Source organism: Nocardia sp. NPDC004123, from assembly GCF_053603795.1.
The window spans coordinates 60320-80518 of sequence record NZ_JBSGGG010000032.1; the positions used below are offsets into that span (position 1 = coordinate 60320).

Below are 20199 nucleotides of genomic sequence, written 5' to 3' on the forward strand. Positions count from 1 at the left end.
CGCGAAAACGCCCCCCGCCGGAAACTCGGCGGGGGGCGTTTCGGGATGCCGGGTGGCTCAGCCGACCAGGGCCGGTTCGCGCCGGGACAGCTTGCGGCGGCCCTCCCGCAGCGCGGTGCGCAGGCCGCGGCGGCGTCCGGTCATCGGGTCGATGCTGGACTCGCCGCCGAAGATCTTCTCCGACTTGGTTTCCGGAGCGTCGTCGGTGGAGCGGCGCAGGTACTTGTTGGGCAGCGACAGCTTCATGATGGTGCGCCACGACTTGGCGTACTGCACCGGCAGCGAACCGGTGGTGTAGGGCAGGTCGTACTTCTCGCACAGCGCCCGCACCCGCACCGCGATGGTCGACAGGTGGTTGGACGGAATGTCCGGGTACAGGTGGTGCTCGATCTGGTGCGAGAGGTTGCCGGTCATGAAGTGCATGAGCGGGCCACCGGAGATATTGGCCGAACCCAGCATCTGCCGCAGGTACCACTCGCCCTGCGTCTCGTTGTCGCAGTCGAACCTGGTGAACTTCTCGGCGCCGTCGGGGAAGTGGCCGCAGAAGATGACCGCATTGGTCCACACATTGCGGACGACGTTCGCGGCCAGATTGGCGGTCAGCGTGCCCAGGAAGGCCGGGCCGGTGAGCAGCGGGAAGATCAGGTAGTCCTTGGCGGCCTGCTTGCCGATCTTCTTCAGAACGGTCTTGCGGTCCTCCTCGAACTGGATGCGCTCGGGCGAACCCGGGGCCCACTTCTTCTTGGCGACCTTGCCCAGCTCCAAATGCTGGATGGCGACACCGTATTCGAAGAACATCTGCAGCAGCAGGTTGTAGACCGGCTGTCCGAGATAGAACGGCGACCAGCGCTGATCGCGGGTGACGCGCAGCAGGCCGTAGCCGATGTCGTCATCCATGCCCAGCACATTGGTGTACTTGTGGTGCAGGAAGTTGTGGGTGATCTTCCAGTGTTCGGACGGGCCCGCGTTGTCCCATTCCCATTTGGTGGAGTGGATTTCCGGATCGTTCATCCAGTCCCACTGCCCGTGCATCACATTGTGGCCGATCTCCATGTTCTCGATGATCTTGGCGGTACCCAGCAGGGCCACGCCGGCCAGCCACGCAGGCGGGAAGAGACTCGCGAAAAGCACTGCGCGGCCACTGATTTCGAGGCCGCGCTGGAGACGGATCACATTGCGGATGTAACGGGCATCCTTCTCACCCAGGGACGATTCGACCTCACGGCGGATGGCGTCTAGCTCCGCCCCGATCGCTTCGACGTCCTCCGGGGTGAGGTGCGCGTATTCCTTGACATCCGAGATCGCCATGGCGGTTACACTACCGTAGGTTACGGTCGCGTAGGTTGGCGAAGATCGAATCTCTAACGTGTCGAATACCGCATTGTTTTCGTGACTCGACTCTGCTAGCGATTGCGTCGGAGTTTACGCGAGAACCAGCCTCCGCGTTGTGCTTTATCGGCCAATGCGGCCTTTTCCGTCCGCGCCTTTTCCTGCAGTGCGGCCTTGGCCTCGCGCAACACCTGCTTCTCGTGCGCGGCCTTCTCCTTGAGCGCCACCTTGGCCTCCTGCATGGCCGACCGCAGCCCGCGCCGCTCGCCGGTCTCGGGGTCCAGGCCCCAGCTCGGCTGGTGCTCGGCCAGCCACTCGCTCGCGCTGTGCTCGGCCAGCCATTCACTGCCGTTCCACGTCGGCATGGACGGCAGCGAGATGCCCGCGAACTTGCGCTCCGAGGAGGTCTCCGGCGCGTCGTCGGAGGTCCGCTTGAGCCACTGGTCCGGCAGCGCCAGCTTGTGAATCGTGCGGAATGCCAACAGGTATTGCTTGCCCAGCGAGCCGGTGGTGTACGGCAGGTCGTACTTGTCGCACAGTTCCTGCACCTTCACCGAGACCTCGGGATACCGATTGCTCGGAATATCCGGGAACAGGTGATGCTCGATCTGATAGCTGAGATTGCCGCTCATGAACGCCATCACCGGGCCGGCATCGAAATTGGCGCTGCCCAGCATCTGACGCAGGTACCACTCGCCCCGCGTCTCGTTCTCGAACTGCTCCTCGGTGAACTTCTCCGCGCCGTCCGGGAAATGGCCGCAGAAGATGACCGCGTACGCCCACAGATTGCGAATCAGGTTCGCGGTGGCATTCGCCTTCAGCGTCGACTTCCAGGCGCGGCCGGTGAGCGCCGGATAGATCACGAAATCCTTGGCGACCTGTTTACCGGCCTTGCGCCAGAACGCCGTGTTCGGTTCGTTGACGACGTCGCGCGGGGGGAAGAACTGGGTCGGGGGCACACCCATCTGTTCCTTGGTGGCCGCCAGATCGTGCAGCGCGATGCCCCACTCGAACAGCGCGGCCAGAAACAGATTCGCGACCGGCTGCGCCAGGTTGATCGGCTTCCATTCCTCGTCGCGCGTCATGCGCAGGATGCCGAAGCCCAGATCGTCATCCATGTCGAGGATGTTGGTGTACATGTGGTGCGAATAGTTGTGCGCGGCTTTCCACTGCGCCGAGGTGCCCGTCATATCCCACTCCCAGGTGGTGGAGTGGATCTCCGGGTCGTTCATCCAATCCCATTGCCCGTGGCTGATGTTGTGCCCGAGCTCCATGTTCTCGATGATCTTGGCGACCGACAGCAGTGCGGTGCCGGTCAGCCACGCCCAGCGCTTCTTCGACGCGAAGAGCGTGGCGCGGCCGGCGGCCTCCAGAATCCGTTGCGCCGCAATGGTGCGCCGGATGTAGCGGGCATCGCGTTCACCGAGCGAGTGCTCGATATCGCGCCGAACGGTGTCGAGCTCCTGACCCAGGGTCTCGATATCGGCCGCCGTCAGATGGGCGAATGCCTTGATGTCGGTGATGGCCACCGGCGGGTCCTTCCGTGTCTGATTTGCCCCCCGCTTCGCTACGGGCGGGTTCGCGGTCCTGGAGGTCTCGTTCTTCCCTCCCTGCGCTCCCCCGCTTCGCTCCGCTCAGTCCAGAACGAGACGGGCCGCGAACCAGGAGGGGGCTGGTATCGAGAGTAGCGGTGTCTGCGCGTTCAGGTGTCAGGCAGTGGGCGTCAAATTTCGAGGGTGCAGTCACCCGCCGCGGCCGAGATGCAGGTCTGGATCTTGTCCCCGGCGCGGTGCTCCTTGCCGTTGCGCAGATCGCGCACATGGCCCTCGGTGACCGTGACAACGCAGGTCTGGCAGATGCCCATGCGGCAGCCGAACGGCATCTGCACGCCGGCGCCCTCACCGGCCTGCAGCAGCGTGGTCGCGCCGTCCACCTCGGCGGAGCGGCCGGCCTTGGCGAAGGTGACGGTGCCGCCCTCACCGGTGGCGTTGCGCTCGATCTCGAAGCGCTCCACGTGCAGCTTGGACTCCAGACCGGGGGCGGCCCAATGCTTCTCGATCTCGTCCAGCATGGGCAGCGGGCCGCAGGCCCAGACCTCGCGCTCGCGCCAATCCGGCACCACCTCGTCCAGATCGGCGAGTGCGAACTTGCCCTGCTCGCCGGTGAGGTGCAGGTGCGCGGTGAAGCCGGGGTGCCGGTCGTGCATGTCGCGCAGCTCGTCACCGAACATCACGTCGTCGGGGGTGCGGGCGGAGTGGATGTGCATGACATCCGGGACCGCATTGCGGCGATCCATGGTGCGCAGCATGGCCATGACGGGCGTGATGCCCGAGCCCGCGGTCAGGAACAGCACCTTGGACGGCGCCGGATCCGGCAGCACGAACCCGCCCTGCGGCGCGGCCAGCCGCACGATGGTCCCGGCCGGCACCCCGGAGACGATGTGGCTGGACAGGAAGCCCTCCGGCATCGCCTTCACCGCGATGGAGATGAGCCGCCTGCCCTTGTGCGCGCTGTCGCCGGTCCAATCCGGCGGGCAGGTCAGCGAATACGAGCGCCAGTGCCAGCGGCCGTCCACCAGCACGCCGATGCCGATGTACTGGCCCGGCTCGAATTTGAAGTCGAAGCCCCAGCCCGGCTTGATCACCAGGGTGGCCGAATCCGCGGTCTCCTTGCGCACCTCCACGATGCGGCCGCGCAGCTCGCGCGCCGACCACAGCGGGTTCACCAGGTGCAGGTAGTCGTCGGGCAGCAGGGGAGTGGTGATGCGCGCCGCGGCGCCGCGCAGCGCGTCGAGGGGAGTCCGTCCGCCGGTGCCGCCTTCGGCCACGGGGGCTTCCAGCCAGTCCCGCAGTCCTCGCACGGAGAACCCACCACTCTTCGATGCCATATCCCGGAACGCTTCCTGTCGTCGTGCGCGCTGGTCAGCGCGTCGTCGTACGCACGTCGCCCATGTGATGAGCAACCATCACAGCCAGGTTACGGCATCGTAGGTTACGGGGGCGGTGTTGGATTGCCCCTCCGCTTCGCTCCGGGGCGGGTTCGCGGCCCGGAGGTCTCGATTCTTCCCTCCTCCGCTCCTCCAAGGCGCAGGTCTATGGAGCCGTTCGCTCCCCCGCTCCAAGGCGGAGGTCTATTCCAGCCGCAGTCCAGAATCGAGACGGCCGCGAACCTGTGGGTTTACGCGAACCTGCCATGTGGGGTCACAGGAGATCGAGCAGGAAGGGGAGTTCTTGCGCTGCGTACCAGGCGAGCTGGTGGTCCTCGGCGTCGCCGAGTACGAATTCGGCGTCGGCGTCGCCCATGTCGGCGGCGTCGATGACCTCGACGGCCTTGGCGACCTCGGACTCGGCCTCGGCCAGGTCGACGTGGATGGACGCGATGCGGTCGTAGGCGATCGGGCCGGACAGCCGCACCACGGCGTCGTCCAGATCCGGGCGCAGGGTCGCGCCGTCCACGTCGGCGGCGATGACCGCGCGGCGGAAGACCGGTCCGGCCGGGGCGGCCTCGGGTTCGTCGCCGGATTCGTCGCCCGCACGATCGCCGCGGATGTCCGCGGCGGCCTGTTCCTCGGCGAGCAGTCGCAGCGAGGCGCGTGCGGCCTCGGCCATGGCGACCTCGGCCAGCTCCTCGTCGTCGCCGGAGGCATAGGCCTCGCGCAGTGCCGGCGTCACCGCGAAGGCGGTGTCGTTGAGCGCGCGAATCTCGCGGTCGGCGACCAGTTCCCGCAGCATCGGCACCGTGGCCGGGACGTAGACCCGTAGTTTCTTCGAGACGCGGGACGACTCACTGGACGCAGGCACCGAGCATCTCCTCCATCGACTCGTGCACCGAAGCGGTCAGCACCGCGATGTCCGCCATGGCGTCGCGATCGGCGGTGAGTCCGTAGAACACCCGTCCGTCGTAGGACGTGAGCCCGATGCTCAGAGCCTGAAAGCGCAGCAGCGGCGACACCGGGTACATCTCCAGCATCCGCGCGCCCCCGATGTACATGGGCTGCTGCGGACCCGGCGCGTTGGTGATCACCAGATTGAACGTGTGCTCTGCAAAAGTACTCGCCGACCGCACGCTCATGGCATGCAGGCTCGCCGGAGCGAATCCGGCCATGTGCATCAGCGTGCGGGCGCGGACCCCGAGCTGATGCCGGGAATGGGGCTCGGTCGCGTGCTTGATGTGCTCCATGCGGATCACCGGATTCGGTTCGCCCACCGGCAGATCCACCAGCAGCGAGGTGACCTCGCCCGCGGGTTTGAGCTCACCGTTCGGTCCGTCGGCGTAGACCGACATGGGTACGACCGCCCGCAGCGCGTCGGCCTCGGTCAGCACCTGCCCGCGCGAGAGCAGCCAATTGCGCAGCGCGCCCGTCACCACCGCGAGGATCACGTCGTTGATGGAGCAGTCGAACCGCTTGCGGATCTTGCGGTAGTCCTCGAGATCCGTGCGCACCACCTCGAACCGGCGATTGCGCGAGGTGCGGGTGTTCAGGGGGCTGTCGGGCGCGCCGATGGCCGCGGCCCGGACCATGGACACCAGCTTCTGCACCGCCTTGCCGGTGGCGTCGACCATGGCGAAGGCCTCGGCGACGTGGTGGCGGGCCACCTCCAGGCCCTCGCGCGGCTGAGTGGCCAGGTGCAGCACCGCGCCGAGCAGCAGTTCGAGGTCGGCGGGCTCGCGATGGGCGACCCAGGCGTCGTCGGCGACCTCGCGGGGCGCGGTCGAGGTGTCCAGGATCACATGCCCGATCTCGAGCGCGCTGTCCCCGTCGACCAGGGCCGAATGGGTCTTGGTGAAGATGGCGCAGCGGCCCTCGGACAGGCCCTCGACCAGATACATCTCCCACAGCGGCCGGGAGGGGTCGAGGGGGCGTGACGCCAGCCGCGCCACCAGGTCCAGCAGCTGCTCGTCGGTGCCCGGCTCGGGCAGGGCGGAGCGGCGGATGTGATAGGTGATGTCGAAGTGGCTGTCGTCCACCCACACCGGGCGGCCCAGCGTGAACGGGATCTCCCGCACCTTGCGGCGGTACAGCGGCACCAGCGGCAGCCGCGACTCGACCAGGGTTGCCAGCCGGTCATAATCCAGCGGCCCGTGCCCCGAGTTTCCGGCCGGCGCGGGATTGCGCAGGATGGCCAGGGAACCGATGTGCATGGGGTTGCTGCTGGATTCCAACCGGTAGAACGACGCGTCCTGCGGCGTCAGTCTGGTGATCACGCTGCCCGCTACTCCCTAGTCCCTGCCTGCGCCCGCAGTGTCCCCCTGCCTAGGCGCCGGCGGTTCTTCCATCAAATGTTGCCGTGGCATTCTTCGAAGGCAAGCTATCGCAATCCGATCACCTGGGGGAATGGATGGGCCGCATTGCCCGAGATCACACACCGTCAACGGTGTCCCCAGCTCCGGGTACGCGGGCGCAGGCCTCCGCACGCCGGACCCCCTACATCCTACGTCAGGGGTAACGAATCAGCCTCGGACGCAAGATCATTCGCTGAAGGGTCGCTGGCGCCCCCGATCGGCTCCCGGGCAACCGTGCGGGCGGCCCGGTTTCACAGCTTTCCCTCAGCACGCACGCCCTCGCCCGCGCAGTTCAGCACCTACGATGGGCTCCGGATTACCATGGCTAGTGATTGCGCGCCCGCGCGCAGGCTTCCCGCCATGGTGGGGGCTACCGACAACACCGACCAGAGGACTACAAGACCCGTGCCTGCGCTGAGTTTTTCAAGGTTGCTACGGATTGGTGAAGGTCGCACGGTCAAGCGGCTGGCAAGTCTGGCGGACGAGGTCATCGCCCTCGACGAGGAGTACACGGCCCTCACCGACGCCGAGCTGCAGGCCAAGACCGCGGAGTTCCAGCAGCGCTACGCCGACGGCGAGAGCCTCGACGAGCTGCTGCTGGAAGCCTTCGCGACCGCGCGGGAAGCGTCCTGGCGAGTGCTGAACCAGAAGCACTACAAGGTGCAGATCATGGGCGGCGGCGCCCTGCACATCGGCAATGTGGCGGAGATGAAGACCGGTGAGGGCAAGACCCTGACCTGTGTGCTGCCCGCCTACCTCAACGCCATCTCCGGCGAGGGCGTGCACGTCGTCACCGTCAACGACTACCTGGCCAAGCGCGACGCCGAGTGGATGGGCCGCGTGCACCGCTTCCTCGGTCTCGAGGTCGGCGTGATCCTGGGCGGCATGAGCCCGGCCGAGCGCCGCGAGGCGTACGCCGCGGACATCACCTACGGCACCAACAACGAGTTCGGCTTCGACTACCTGCGCGACAACATGACCCACTCGCTGGACGATCTGGTCCAGCGCGGGCACTACTTCGCCATCGTCGACGAGGTCGACTCCATCCTCATCGACGAGGCCCGTACCCCGCTCATCATCTCGGGCCCGGCCGACGCCTCCTCGAAGTGGTACGCGGAGTTCGCGCGCATCGCGCCGCTGCTGAAGAAGGACCTGCACTACGAGGTCGACATCAAGAAGCGCACCATCGGTGTGCACGAGGCGGGCGTCGAATTCGTCGAGGACCAGCTGGGCATCGACAACCTGTACGAGGCGGCCAACTCGCCGCTGGTGAGCTACCTGAACAACGCTATCAAGGCGAAGGAGCTCTACGCCAAGGACAAGGACTACATCGTCCGCAGCGGCGAGGTCATCATCGTCGACGAGTTCACCGGCCGAATCCTGGTGGGCCGCCGCTACAACGAGGGCATGCACCAGGCCATCGAGGCCAAGGAGGGCGTGGAGATCCAGCCGGAGAACCAGACGCTGGCCACCATCACGCTGCAGAACTACTTCCGTCTCTACGACAAGCTCTCGGGCATGACCGGTACCGCCGAGACCGAGGCGGCCGAGCTGCACCAGACCTACGGCCTGGGCGTGGTGCCGATCCCCACCAACAAGCCGATGGTTCGCGCCGATCAGTCCGACCTGATCTACAAGACCGAAGAGGCCAAGTTCGCCGCGGTCGCCGACGACATCCAGGAGAAGCACGAGCTGGGTCAGCCGGTCCTGGTCGGCACCACCTCGGTCGAGCGCTCGGAGTATCTGTCCAAGCTGCTGACCAAGCGCGGTATCCCGCACAACGTGCTGAACGCCAAGTTCCACGAGCAGGAAGCGCAGATCGTCGCCGAGGCGGGTCGCCCGGGCGCGGTCACCGTCGCCACCAATATGGCCGGCCGTGGTACCGACATCGTGCTGGGCGGCAACCCGGACATCATCGCCGACATCCTGCTGCGCCGGCAGGGCCTGGACCCGGTGGAGACCCCGGACGAGTACGAGGCCCACTGGCACCCGACCCTGGAGCGGGTCAAGGAGCAGGTGGACGAGGACGCCGAGGCGGTCCGCGACGCGGGCGGCCTCTACGTGCTGGGTACCGAGCGGCACGAGTCGCGGCGCATCGACAACCAGCTGCGCGGTCGTTCCGGCCGTCAGGGCGACCCGGGCGAGTCCCGGTTCTACCTGTCGCTGGGTGACGAGCTGATGCGGCGCTTCAACGGCGCCGCGCTCGAGTCGATCATGACCCGGCTGAATCTGCCCGACGATGTGCCGATCGAGGCCAAAATGGTCTCGCGTGCCATCAAGTCCGCGCAGACCCAGGTCGAGCAGCAGAACTTCGAGATCCGCAAGAACGTCCTCAAGTACGACGAGGTCATGAACCAGCAGCGCATGGTGATCTACGCCGAGCGCGCCCGCATCCTCGAGGGCGAGGACATGGAGGGCCAGGTGCAGGAGATGATCACCGACGTGATCACCGCCTACGTCAATGGCGCCACGGCCGAGGGCTATGTCGAGGACTGGGATCTGGAGAAGCTGTGGGGCGCGCTGAAGACGCTGTACCCCATCGGCATCGACTACAAGGACCTCACCGGCGAGAGCGACGGCGGCGAGGTGGGCGAGCTGACCCGCGAGGAGCTGCTGGACGCGGTGCTCGCGGACGCGCACGCCGCCTACGACAACCGCGAGTCGGAGATCGACGGCCTCGCGGGCGAGGGCAGCATGCGCAATCTGGAGCGCCAGATCCTGCTGAGCGTCCTGGACCGCAAGTGGCGTGAGCACCTCTACGAGATGGACTACCTCAAGGAGGGCATCGGCCTGCGCGCCATGGCGCAGCGCGACCCGCTGGTCGAGTACCAGCGCGAGGGCTTCGACATGTTCGCGGCCATGCTCGACGGCCTCAAGGAGGAGTCGGTCGGCTTCCTGTTCAACCTCCAGGTCGAGGTGCAGCAGCCGCAGCCGGTCGGCGTGAACGTGGCCGCGGGCCTGCAGTCGCCGGTCGGCAACCGCCCGCTCCCCACCGAGGAGGACGCGGCCGCCAACGGCAATGGCGCTCCGGCGGCCCTGCGCGCCAAGGGCATCGACGAGTCCGGTCCGCGCGGCCTGTCCTACTCCGGTCCGGACGAGGGCGGTCACGCCGCCATCCGCAGCGACCGTGACGAGTACGGCCTCGAGGACGGTCAGGGCGGCACCCGCCGCGAGCGCCGTGAGGCGGCCCGCGCCCAGGGCAAGGCCGACCGCGCCCCGCGCTCCAAGCGCCGCCACTGAGCCAAGCGAAACCCACTGCGCCCCGGGTGTTCACACCCGGGGCGCAGTGTTTTCCGGTCTGGACCAGCGGTTTTCGCGTGGTCATGAAACAGTCACGATCGGTTCGCTGAAATGGGTTCCAGTCCGGTCGCCGTGGGGCGGCCGAGCAGGAAGGAATCACGATCATGCGCAAGACTTTTGCCCTCACCGCCATGGCCCTGGGCATCGCCGGGCTGGGCGCCGCGACCGCGCACGCGGAGACCCTGACCGTCGACGGTAACTACGCCACCGTCGACGCCTGCGCCGCCGACGGCAATGGCGGCCAGTTCCAGGCGGGAGGCGTGCAGCTGCGCGGTGAGGACGGCTGGCAGTGGCGGTGCGATCAGGGCGCCGACGGCCTGTGGTACATGACCATCTTCCGTTGATCGAATGCCGGGTCCCCGGCTCGAACGGAAACCGTGCCCTCGGCGAAATCGTCGGGGGCACTGTCATTTTCGGGAATGAATCAGAGGGCCGATGCCGAAAGAACGGACAATTCGGACGACCGCAGGGCCGCCCGGGTCGGCGTTCGGTGAAATTTCCTGCCGCTCAGGTGTTTCGGCGGCCCAGCAAGGGGTATTCGGACTCTGGGCGCGGTCGTTGCGGCCTGCCGCCGATCCGAATCCCATTCGTACCCTTTTCACTTCGCTGGGATCGCAATCAAGGGCATTTTTATCGCGCGAACCGGGTTGCGCGTTAATTGAATTACTCCCCTCAAATTTGTGATGTGCGTCATTCAAGACATTTTGTGCCATTTACTCGGCGGTAGCTTGGTTGCGCTCTATTAGCTGGGCTAAATTCCCGGATGTGTGGGAGGACCTGAAGTTTTACGGGCGGGAATGTGAACGGAGCCAGTTGGATCGCGCTCTCGCGGCGGCCCGTTCGGGGCGGGGATCGGCGCTGGTGCTGTACGGCGATCCGGCCATCGGCAAGACCGCGCTGCTGCGCACCGCCGTCGATCGCGCCGCCGATTTCCGGGTGCTGCGCTGTCAGGGTATGAGCACCGAATCCGAACTGAATTTCGCTGCCCTGCACGAACTTCTGCTGCCGGTGGCCGACCGGCTGCCGACGCTGCCCACCGCCCAGTCCCGGGCGCTGGGCGTGGTGCTCGGCCTGCACGCCGGTGCGGCCGACGCCTTCCTGGTCGGCGCCGCCCTGGTGCGGCTGCTGTCGGCGCTCGCGGCCGAGGGCCCGCTGCTGCTGGTCGTGGACCAGGCCCGGCTGGTAGATCCGGAGTCGGCGCAGGCGATCGTGTTCGCCATCCGCCGGCTGACCGCGGCGCCGGTGACACTGCTGGTGGCGCTGCGCGACGATCCGGCCGACACGCTCTGGCGGGAACTGCCCGCGCTGCCGGTCACCGGCCTGCCCGAGGCCGACGCCCGCCGTCTCGTCGCCGAGCGGCACGGCCCGCTGGGCGCGTTGCGGCTGGCCCGGATCCTCGCCGTGGCCGGTGGCAATCCGCTGGCCCTGCACGAATTGCCGGATGTCGTCGGTGATCTCGCGGGCACCGCGCCCGAGCCGATGGCGCTGGGGCCCGGACTGCGCGCGGCCTTCCGCGATCGCGTCGCCGCGCTGCCCGCCGGGGTGCGTGTGCTGCTGACCGTCGCCGCCACCGAGACCCGCGGCGTGCTGGGTATCGTGACCACCGCCGCGGCGGCCCTCGGCGTCGATGCCGCCGCGTGGGAATTCGCCACGGCCGCAGGCCTGCTCACGGTCGGCGACGGCCGGGTGGAACGTGCCCACGCCCTGCTGTGCGCCGCCGTTCACGACGCCGCCACGGCCGCCGAGCGCCGCGCCGCGCAGCTGGCCGTGGCGGACGCGCTGACCGGACCGGGCACGGCGGATCTGCGTATCTGGCACCGGGCCATGGCCGCCGAGTGCCCCGACGAGGAGCTGGCCGCGGCCTTGGCCGCGGCGGCCGCCGGCGCGGATCACGGGCACATGACCGCCGCGGCCATGCTGCGGCAGGCCGCCGCCATCACGCCGGATCCGGAGCGGGCGGGGGAGCGGCTGGCCGCGGCCGGTCGATCCGCCTGGGCGGGCGGCGATATCGCCTCCGCGCGCGGCCTGCTCGATCGTGCCACCGCCCGGCTCGGGCCGGAGCGCGCCGCGGTGGCCGGGCGCGGGCTGGCCGGGCTGCTGGAATTCGTTGCGGGAGAACCGGAGCGGGCGAGCCGGCTGCTGCTGCGCGATGCCGAGCTGGTGGATCCCGAGACGGCCGCGCACCTGCGGATCGACGCCGAACGCGCGCGCTGGGTGGCCGGGCACGGCGTCCTCGATCTGGATCCCGCGGAAATGACCGTGCGGGAGGGTATTTCGCGCTTCCACACCATGGTCCGGCCGCTGCCGCCGGCGCCGCTGGTGCTGCTGTGGGGGCTGGCCGACGCGGCCCTGGAGCCGTACACCCAGGCGGCGGCGTACCTGCGGGGCAGTTCGGCGCCCGCCGCGGTGTCGCTACTACCGCAGCTGGCGATCATCCAGTTCGCCAATGGCCGGTTCGCGGCCGCCGAGCAGACCCTGGCCGAGGCGTTCGAGTTGGCCGCGGCGGGCGGGGTGGAGAACGTGCTCGCCCAGTGCTGGGCCCTGCGCGCGAAGATCGCCGCGCTGCACGGTGATTCGGATACGGTGCTGGACAGCGCGGACCGGGTGCTGGCGCTGGCGCGGCCGCGCCGGGCGCATGCGCTCATCGCGTCGGCGCACTGGCATCTGGGCTTCCACGCGCTGAGCCTCGGTGATCCGGAGACCGCGTACCTGCGGCTGCGGACCCTGGCCCAGCCGGGGCACGACGCCCGGCATCCGACCTACGCGCGGCTGGCCGCGGTGGAGCTGGTGGAGGCCGCCACCCGGGTCGGCCGGCAGGCCGACGCGCTCGAATACTACGGGGAGATCCGGGATTGGGCGGTGCGGTCCCGCGCGGATTGGGCGCTCTCGGCCGCCTACACCTGCCGGGCCCTGCTGTGCTCCGGGGATCGCGCCGACCACTACTTCCGGCGTGCGCTGGCCGTCCGGCGCACCCGCCACGATCTGCATCATGTCCGCACCCAGCTGCTCTACGGCAAGTGGCTGCGCCGGGCCCGGCGGCGCGCCGACGCGGCCGAGCAATTGCGCACGGCCGCCGAGGCGTTCGAGGGCATGGGCGCGGCCCGGTGGGTGCTGCGCGCCCGGCAGGAGCTCGAGCTGACCGGCCGCCGGGCCGCACCGGTCACCGCGCACGGCGAGACCTCGGTGCTGACGGCGCAGGAGCTGCGGGTCGCGCGGCTGGCGGCGCAGGGCCTGACCAATCGGGAGATCGGGACCGACCTGTTCCTGAGCCCGCGCACGGTGGGCCATCACCTGTCGCGGGTGTTCGGCAAGCTCGGGCTCAGCGGCCGGACCGATCTGGTCGACGTGGATTTCGACAATGGCATGCGAATTGTGCGGCCGCGCTGAAGTTCTCGTATCGGAGTGACGCTCCTGGGCGTCATTCCAGGTGGACCGACTCGCCCCAGTAGCGCGGGTCCCAGTTGATGAGGATCATCCCGGCCACGCTGCCCGCGCAGCCTCCGCAGGCGTGTACCTGGATCAGGTTGTCCACATCGGTGTCTCCGGCGAGCACGGCGCGGGTGGAAAGCCACACCGCCCGCAGGTGCAGGGCGGCGGGCTTTCCACAGCGCACGCATTCCGGCAGCACGCCTTCCGGATCGTTGCGCCCTATCCGGACTTCCGGGGTGACGGGCGCGCCGGGCCCGAGGGCGTCGTCGAGGAGCGGCGAAAATTCCTTGCGCTCACGGTCTTCCACCTCGGCAGGCTAACTATTTCCGGCGGTGTCCGCACCCCGGGCCGCCGGGATCGGCGACCCCCTTCGGCGTCGATCCGGGACGGCGTGGCAACCGGTCGGATCAGTTTCCGGTGGTGGTGGTCGTGGTCGTGCCCGGGGTGGAGGCGCTACCGGTGATCAGCGCCTTGATGAGGTTGGTGAGGATCTCGGCCGATCCGGTGGTCGGCGTGGCGGGGGTGGTCGGGGCGGTGCCGTCGGCGGCAGCCAGGCCCGCACCGGCGAACAGCAGACCGGTGGCAGCGGCGGCCACACCCAGAACACGGATCTTGCGCATGAAATCTCCTTTGGAATCAAACGAATCAGCGGAAATTCAGCTGAGGACGAATGTTTAGCACGCAATCTTCTGGGAATGCAATGGATATCGAATTGGGCGAGTCGCCCGATTTTGGATCGAATTCGCGCAGCATTTTAGCCGACGGGGTGCGAATCAAAATCGGTCGCTGTATCGGTCATCGTATCGGTCATCGTTGAAAGCTCGGAATCGCATATCTCCCAGGTGATCTCAGTCGATGGGACGGCGGCGACGTCGAGTTTGTCCGGCTCTCGGGGATCGAGGTAGCTTGCAATGTGCGCGATATCCGGGTGCTCCAGGGGAGGGAGCGAGAACAGGCCGAACTGTCTCGCGTATTGAGCGAGGCGCGCGCCGGTCGCGGCGGGGGATTGCTCTTGTGGGGTGAACCGGGAATCGGAAAAACCGCACTGTTACGCGATGCCGAGCTACGTGCCACCGATTTTCGAGTGGTGACCTGCCGTGGATTTCCCGCCGAATCGGAGCGGGATTTCGGCGCGCTGCACGAACTGCTGCTCTCACTGATCGATCGGGTCGCCGCGCTGCCCGTCCCGCAGGCGCGGGCCCTGGCCGCGGCCCTCGGCCGGGACGCCGGGCCGGCCGATCGCTTCCTGGTGGGCGCGGCCCTGGTGACACTGCTGGCGACGGTCGCCCGGGAACGGCCGTTGCTGCTCATCGTCGACGACGCCCAGTGGGTGGATGCCGCGACCGGGCAGGCGCTCACCTTCGCGCTGCGCCGCCTGGGCGCCGGCCGGGTGGCGCTGCTGGCCGCGATACGCGAATGCCCGGCCACCACGGTGTGGCAGCCGCTGCCCGTGCTGCCCGTCGCACCGCTGACCGAGGCGCACGCGCGACGGCTGCTGGCCCTGCGCTCCGGCGGCATCGGCGAGCCGCGCGCGTCGCGCATGCTGCGGCTGGCCGACGGCAATCCGCTGGCGTTGCAGGAATTTCCCATCGACTCCGAGGACGGCGCCGGAATCGGCTGCGGACCGGCGCCTTTCGGTCCGCGGCTGCGTGCCGCCTTCGCCGATCGGCTCGCCGCCCTGGAGCCGCGGGTGCGCACCCTGCTGACCGTGGTGGCCGCGGAAGATCGGGGCACGCTGTGCCCGGTCGCGACGGCCGCGACCGAACTCGGTGTCACCGCGGCGGATTGGGAGTCGGCGGTGGCGGCCGGGCTGCTCACGGTCACCGACGGGCGCGTCGAAATGCGGCACCGTCTGTTCTGCGGCGCGGCCTACGACGCCGCGTCCACGGCCGAGCGCCGCACCGTCCACCTGGCCCTGGCCGATGCCCTGCCCGGCGCCGAGAACGGCGACCTGCGCACCTGGCAGCTGGCCGCCGTCCTCGACGGCCCGAATCCCACGCTGGCACAGTCGCTCGCCGACGGTGCCGAGCGGGTGCGGGCCCGCGCCGGAACGCTGGCCGCGGCCGCGGTGCTGCGCCGCGCCGCGGCCATCACCCCGGACCCGGACACCGCCGGGGTGCGGCTGGCCGGTGCGGCCCGATTCGCCTGGGAGGGCGGTGATATCGAGTCGGCACAGCGCCTGCTCGCCCTCGCCCAGACCCGCACCACGCCCGCCGCGATCGCCACGGCCAGCGGGGGCCTGCCCGGCCTGCTGGAATTCGTCACCGGCGACCCGGCCCAGGCGCACATCCTGCTGCTGCGTGATGCCGAGGCCGTCCGCGCATCCGCCGCCAGGCCGGAAACCGCTGCCGTGAGCCCGGATTCGCCATGGCAGGGCGGCGGCGCCGACCTCGCGGCCGGCCTGCGGCTGCTCGCCGACCGGGCGGCCTGGTCGGTGGGCCGCGCCGCGGACCTGCCGCTGGACGGTCAGCTCGAAGCGGCCGGGGCCGCGCCCTCGCCCATCGCGGCCGCACATCTGCTGCCGCCGGCCGGGCAGTTGCTCGAGTGGGGTCTGGCCGAGCGGGCGCTGGAGCCGTACCTCAGAGTGGCCGGGGGCCTGCGCAATTCGGGCGGTCGGCCGGCCGCGCTCGGCGTGCTGCCGCAACTGGCCGTGGTGCAGTTCGCCACCGGTCACTGGGAGGCGGGGGAGAGCACCCTGGCCGAGGTGTTCGAGCTGGCCGCGGGCGCGGGCGCGGCCAATATCCTGGCCCAGTGCTGGAACCTGCGGGCCCGGCTGGCCGCCCAGCGCGGCGACGCGGACACGGTGGCCGAGAGCGTGGATCGCGCGCTGGCCCTGGCCCGCCCGCACGCGGTGTCGGCGCTGATCGGCGGCGCGTACTGGCATCACGGCTTCCACTCGCTGACCGCCGGGGATTCCGAGTCGGCCTATCGCCGCCTGCGCGCGCTGTACCTGCCCGGCCACGAGGCCGCGCATCCCACGCTGGCCCGGCTGGCCACCCTCGACACGGTCGAGGCCGCCTGCCGCGTGGGCCGTTTCGACGAGGCGGCCGAGTACGCAGAGCTGATCGCGGCCTGGACGCGGCGCACGCGAGCCCGATGGGCGCTGACGACCGCCTACTCCTGCCGGGCACTGCTGGCCGACGAGGACCGCGCCGAGCACTACTACCGCCGCGCCCTGGCGGTCGGCGACACCCGGCATACCAGCTTCGGCCGCGCCCGTACCCAGCTGCTCTACGGCAAGTGGCTGCGCCGGGTCCGCCGCCGCCGCGACGCCGCCGAGCAATTGCGCGCCGCCGCCGACGCTTTCGACCTCATCGGCGCCACCGCCTGGGCCACCCGCACCCGCTCCGAGCTGGAGCTCACCGGCACCGGCGCCAAGCCCGGCGCCGGCTCGACACCGCTCACCGCGCAGGAGTCCCAGGTGGCCCGGCTGGCCGCCCAGGGGCTCACCAACCGGGAGATCGGCGCGGAACTGTTCGTCAGCCCGCGCACGGTCGGGCACCACATGTCCCGGATTCTCGAGAAGCTGGGTCTCACCAGCCGTTCCGAGCTGCGGGGCATCGACTTCGACAATGGCATGCGCCTGACGCGCCCGCACTGAGGCGTGGTTCCGGCTGCCGCGCACGCTGACAGCTAATGTCCAGCAGCAATTTCCGGATCAGGTCCGGGTGAGCTCGAACAGCCGGAAACGGCGAGTGCCCGCGAGTCGCTGCTCCATGGCGTAACCCGGCCAGAACTCCAGCGCCCGCCGCCACGCGCGATCCCGCTCGGCGCCCGTCAGCTGCCGCACCTCGACCGGGAACCGTTCCCCGCGGACCAGCAGTTCGGCCCGTTCGGCGCCGCGCAGATTGGCCGACCAGGACGGCTGTTCGGGCAGGCCCCAGTTCGACGAAACGATCAGGAAGCGCTTCTCGTCGTACGGGTCCGGGACGTAGAGCAGGCTGACCGTGCGCGGCAGGCCGGTGCGGCGGCCGGCCACCGTGAGCTGCAGCGCGGGCAGACCCGCGACATCGAGTATTCCCTTGCGGCCGTGCGTCACTCGCCGCGTCAAGCGTTCGAGCGCGAACACCGCCGGTGCGATGCGCATGACGGTCCGGCGGCGGGCCAGGCCGCGGCCCAGTCGCGGGAGCGGGTTCCAGCGGGCGGGCGCCTCGGGCCGGCGCCGCCATTCAGCGAATGCCATGCCCCGATTATGTTGCTAGGGCGCCCAGCGCGCCCGATCCCAGTCGTCCTGCCAATCGTGCGCGCCGGCCGGGGACCGGTCGTCCGGATGCGCGGGCGCCAGGGTCTCGTCCTGGTCCCGCGGCCCGGACTCGTCCTGTTCCCGCCCCGATCTATCGGGCTCGTCGGGTGCGGGCCGGACATCGCTGTGCCGCTGCCCATTGGCGTGCTGCAACTCGGGAAGTTCTTCGCTCATGACCATCCCTTCGTGCCGGTTATGCACAAAAGGTATCGAATGGGCGATTTCTCAGCTAACTCAGGGCTAGCTTCAGGTGTCGCTACTGCCTCGGAACCACGGATCGTTCGAATTGAGGGCGGTGAGCAGGCGGCGGATGGCCGCCACCCGGAGCTCCTTGCCGGGCAGTTCGTCGAGCACGCACTCCGGGTCGGCGGGCGGGCCCAGGTGGGTGCAGCCGCGTGGGCAGTTCTCGATGGCGTCGGCCAGATCGGAGAACGCCTGGATGACGTCGTCGGGGGTGATGTGCGCCAGGCCGAACGAGCGCACGCCGGGCGTGTCGACGACCCAGCCGCCGTCGGGCAGCGGCAGTGCCACCGACTGGGTCGAGGTGTGCCGCCCCTTGCCGACCCCGGACACCTCACCGACGGCGCGCTCCGCCTCCGGAACCAGCCGGTTCACCAGGGTCGACTTGCCCACCCCGGAGTGCCCGATGAACGCGGTCAGCCTGTCGTCCAGCAGGTCCAGCACCGGCTCCAGCGGGTCCTCGATGCCGCCGTAGACGATGGTCAGATCCAAATCCTCGAAGGCCGAGGCGAATTCGGAGTCGGCGGCCAGATCGTGCTTGGTCAGGCACAGAATCGGTTGCAGCCCACCGACATACGCCGCCACCATGGCCCGCTCCACGAATCCGGTGCGCGGTGGCGGATCGGCCAGCGCCACCACGATGAACAGCTGCTCGGCATTGGCCACCACCACGCGCTCGAACGGATCGGTGTCATCGGCGGTGCGGCGCAAGACCGTTCGCCGATCGACCACCCGCACGATGCGGGCCAGAGTGTCGGGCTTGCCGGACAGGTCGCCGACCACGTCCACCTGATCGCCGACCACGATCGGCGTCCGGCCGAGCTCGCGCGCCCGCATGGCCGTCAGCGGCCGGTCCGGATCCCCGTCCAGCACGCACCCCCAGCGGCCGCGGTCCACCGAAACCACCATGGCCGCTTCGGCATCCAGGTGCTGCGGCCGGGTCTTGGTGCGCGGACGCGAGCCCTTGCCCGGGCGTACCCGGACATCGGACTCGTCGTACTCGCGCCGCCTCAGTGGTCTGCTCCCGACGAGCCGAGCATGCTGTCCCAGAGGTCGACGAAGTTCGGCAGCGTCTTGGCGGTGGTGCCGATGTCCTCGATCTCCACGCCCGGCGTCACCAGGCCGATGATCGCGCCGGCGGTGGCCATCCGGTGGTCGGCGTAGGAGCGCCACTGCCCGCCGGTGAGCGGGCTGGGCACGATGGCCAGCCCGTCCTCGGTCTCGGTGACCTTGCCGCCCAGCCGGTTGATCTCGGTGGCGAGTGCGGCCAGCCGGTCGGTCTCGTGCCCGCGCAGGTGCGCGATGCCGCGCAGCCGGGACGGCGAATCCGCCAGTGCCGCAAGGGCGGCCACGGTCGGGGTCAGCTCGCCCACGTCGTGCAGGTCGATGTCGATGCCGGCCAGGCGCTCGGGCCCGCGCACGGTGAGCACGCTGTCGAAGAAGCGCGCCTCGGCGCCCATGCGCACCAGGATCTCCCGGATCACGTCGCCCGGCTGGGTGGTGAGCCGCGGCCAGTGCGGAATGCTCACCTCGCCGCCGGTGACGGCCGCCGCCGCCAGGAACGGGGTGGCATTGGACAGGTCCGGCTCGACCTCCCAGTCCACCGCCCGGATCGGGCCGGGGGCCACGGTCCAGGTCTGCGCCTTGCGCGGATCGTTGGGCGCGTCCACGCGAACATCGGCCCGCCGCAGCATCTCCACGGTCATCTCGATGTGCGGCATGGACGGCAGCGCCGCGCCGTCGTGGTTCACGGTGACGCCCTGCTCGAACCGCGCCGCCGACAGCAGCAGCCCGGACACGAACTGCGAGGAGCTCGAGGCGTCGATGGTGACCGGCCCGCCGCGCAGTGCGCCCATGCCGTGCACCACGAACGGCAGCTGGTTGCCGTCGATGTCGAGGCCCAGTGCGCGCAGCGCGTCCAGGATCGTGCCGAGCGGCCGCATCCGCGCCTGCTCGTCGCCGTCGAAGGCGACATCGCCGCGCGCCAGCGCCGCGACCGGCGGCAGGAAGCGCATGACGGTGCCCGCGAGCCCGCAATCGACCATGGCGCTGGTGAACTCGGCGGGCGGGGTGACGGTGAGGGTCTCGCCCTCGCCTTCGATGCCGGTGCCCATGGCCCGCAACGCCGCGATCATGAGGTTGGTATCCCGGCTGCGCAGCGCGCCGGTGATGGTGGACGGCCGATCCGCCAGCGCGGCGAGGATCAGCGCCCGATTGGTAATGGATTTGGACCCGGGCAGGGTCACGGTCGCGTGGACGGGAATTCGGACGTGGGGCGCGGGCCAAAAAGTCACAAGGCCATCTTCGCACTCCCGCCTCCCCGAGCCTTTTCGCCGACCGATAATTCTCCCGGGACTTGCGTCGCGGACCGGCGG

General features: G+C 69.4%; 16 protein-coding genes. 4 read left to right on the forward strand and 12 right to left on the reverse strand.

Annotated elements, in window-relative coordinates:
• Window positions 1-57: 57 nt before the first annotated feature.
• The 5 genes from ACWEQQ_RS37150 to ACWEQQ_RS37170 form a co-directional block, all read right to left on the reverse strand.
• The gene (locus ACWEQQ_RS37150) at window positions 58-1308 is read right to left on the reverse strand and encodes a fatty acid desaturase family protein (RefSeq protein WP_452343311.1); all 1251 of its coding nucleotides are present in this window, start codon (window positions 1306-1308) and stop codon (window positions 58-60) included.
• 95 nt (window positions 1309-1403) lie between these two features.
• The gene (locus ACWEQQ_RS37155; RefSeq protein WP_452351512.1) at window positions 1404-2858 is read right to left on the reverse strand and encodes a fatty acid desaturase family protein; all 1455 of its coding nucleotides are present in this window, start codon (window positions 2856-2858) and stop codon (window positions 1404-1406) included.
• Window positions 2859-3052: 194 nt separating this feature from the next.
• Complete coding sequence (locus ACWEQQ_RS37160) at window positions 3053-4216, reverse strand: ferredoxin reductase (RefSeq protein ID WP_452343310.1); 1164 nt, start codon at window positions 4214-4216, stop codon at window positions 3053-3055.
• A gap of 313 nt (window positions 4217-4529) precedes the next feature.
• The gene (locus tag ACWEQQ_RS37165) at window positions 4530-5129 is read right to left on the reverse strand and encodes a DUF6912 family protein (protein WP_452343309.1); all 600 of its coding nucleotides are present in this window, start codon (window positions 5127-5129) and stop codon (window positions 4530-4532) included.
• Window positions 5113-6534, reverse strand: coding sequence for a WS/DGAT/MGAT family O-acyltransferase (locus ACWEQQ_RS37170; RefSeq protein WP_452343308.1), 1422 nt, complete (start codon window positions 6532-6534; stop codon window positions 5113-5115). Before ACWEQQ_RS37170 ends, ACWEQQ_RS37165 begins: the two co-directional genes overlap by 17 nt.
• A gap of 483 nt (window positions 6535-7017) precedes the next feature.
• Between ACWEQQ_RS37170 and secA the strand changes: the two genes are divergently transcribed.
• Window positions 7018-9852: a preprotein translocase subunit SecA gene (secA, locus tag ACWEQQ_RS37175; protein ID WP_452343307.1), complete on the forward strand. Its 2835-nt coding sequence runs from the start codon at window positions 7018-7020 to the stop codon at window positions 9850-9852.
• 164 nt (window positions 9853-10016) lie between these two features.
• On the forward strand, window positions 10017-10256 hold the full coding sequence (locus ACWEQQ_RS37180) for a hypothetical protein (RefSeq protein WP_354833969.1): 240 nt from the start codon (window positions 10017-10019) through the stop codon (window positions 10254-10256).
• Window positions 10257-10319: 63 nt separating this feature from the next.
• On the opposite strand, the gene ACWEQQ_RS37185 is transcribed toward ACWEQQ_RS37180, so the two are convergent.
• Window positions 10320-10625, reverse strand: coding sequence for a hypothetical protein (locus tag ACWEQQ_RS37185; protein WP_452351513.1), 306 nt, complete (start codon window positions 10623-10625; stop codon window positions 10320-10322).
• A 52-nt stretch (window positions 10626-10677) separates the two neighbouring features.
• On the opposite strand from ACWEQQ_RS37185, the gene ACWEQQ_RS37190 reads away from it, so the two are divergent.
• Window positions 10678-13299 carry an AAA family ATPase gene (locus ACWEQQ_RS37190; protein WP_452351514.1) on the forward strand — a complete coding sequence of 874 codons (2622 nt, stop codon included), beginning with the start codon at window positions 10678-10680 and terminating at the stop codon, window positions 13297-13299.
• A gap of 31 nt (window positions 13300-13330) precedes the next feature.
• On the opposite strand, the gene ACWEQQ_RS37195 is transcribed toward ACWEQQ_RS37190, so the two are convergent.
• Both ACWEQQ_RS37195 and ACWEQQ_RS37200 read right to left on the reverse strand, forming a co-directional pair.
• Complete coding sequence (locus tag ACWEQQ_RS37195) at window positions 13331-13648, reverse strand: hypothetical protein (RefSeq protein ID WP_379427423.1); 318 nt, start codon at window positions 13646-13648, stop codon at window positions 13331-13333.
• A gap of 100 nt (window positions 13649-13748) precedes the next feature.
• The gene (locus ACWEQQ_RS37200; protein WP_452343304.1) at window positions 13749-13961 is read right to left on the reverse strand and encodes a hypothetical protein; all 213 of its coding nucleotides are present in this window, start codon (window positions 13959-13961) and stop codon (window positions 13749-13751) included.
• 308 nt (window positions 13962-14269) lie between these two features.
• Here ACWEQQ_RS37200 and ACWEQQ_RS37205 point away from each other — a divergent pair, with 308 nt between their 5' ends.
• Window positions 14270-16942, forward strand: a complete 2673-nt coding sequence (locus tag ACWEQQ_RS37205) for an AAA family ATPase (protein WP_452351535.1) — start codon at window positions 14270-14272, stop codon at window positions 16940-16942.
• A gap of 57 nt (window positions 16943-16999) precedes the next feature.
• On the opposite strand, the gene ACWEQQ_RS37210 is transcribed toward ACWEQQ_RS37205, so the two are convergent.
• The 4 genes from ACWEQQ_RS37210 to aroA all read right to left on the reverse strand — a co-directional run bounded on the left by ACWEQQ_RS37210 (window position 17000) and on the right by aroA (window position 20118).
• Window positions 17000-17524 (reverse strand): nitroreductase family deazaflavin-dependent oxidoreductase, encoded by a 525-nt coding sequence (locus tag ACWEQQ_RS37210; RefSeq protein ID WP_452343302.1) that lies wholly within the window; start codon window positions 17522-17524, stop codon window positions 17000-17002.
• A gap of 15 nt (window positions 17525-17539) precedes the next feature.
• Window positions 17540-17758, reverse strand: coding sequence for a hypothetical protein (locus tag ACWEQQ_RS37215; protein WP_452343301.1), 219 nt, complete (start codon window positions 17756-17758; stop codon window positions 17540-17542).
• Window positions 17759-17830: 72 nt separating this feature from the next.
• A complete protein-coding gene (gene rsgA / locus ACWEQQ_RS37220; RefSeq protein ID WP_452351536.1) occupies window positions 17831-18874 on the reverse strand; it encodes a ribosome small subunit-dependent GTPase A in 1044 nt (347 codons plus the stop codon).
• Window positions 18835-20118: a 3-phosphoshikimate 1-carboxyvinyltransferase gene (gene aroA, locus ACWEQQ_RS37225; RefSeq protein WP_452343300.1), complete on the reverse strand. Its 1284-nt coding sequence runs from the start codon at window positions 20116-20118 to the stop codon at window positions 18835-18837. Before aroA ends, rsgA begins: the two co-directional genes overlap by 40 nt.
• Between the last annotated feature and the right edge of the window lie 81 nt (window positions 20119-20199).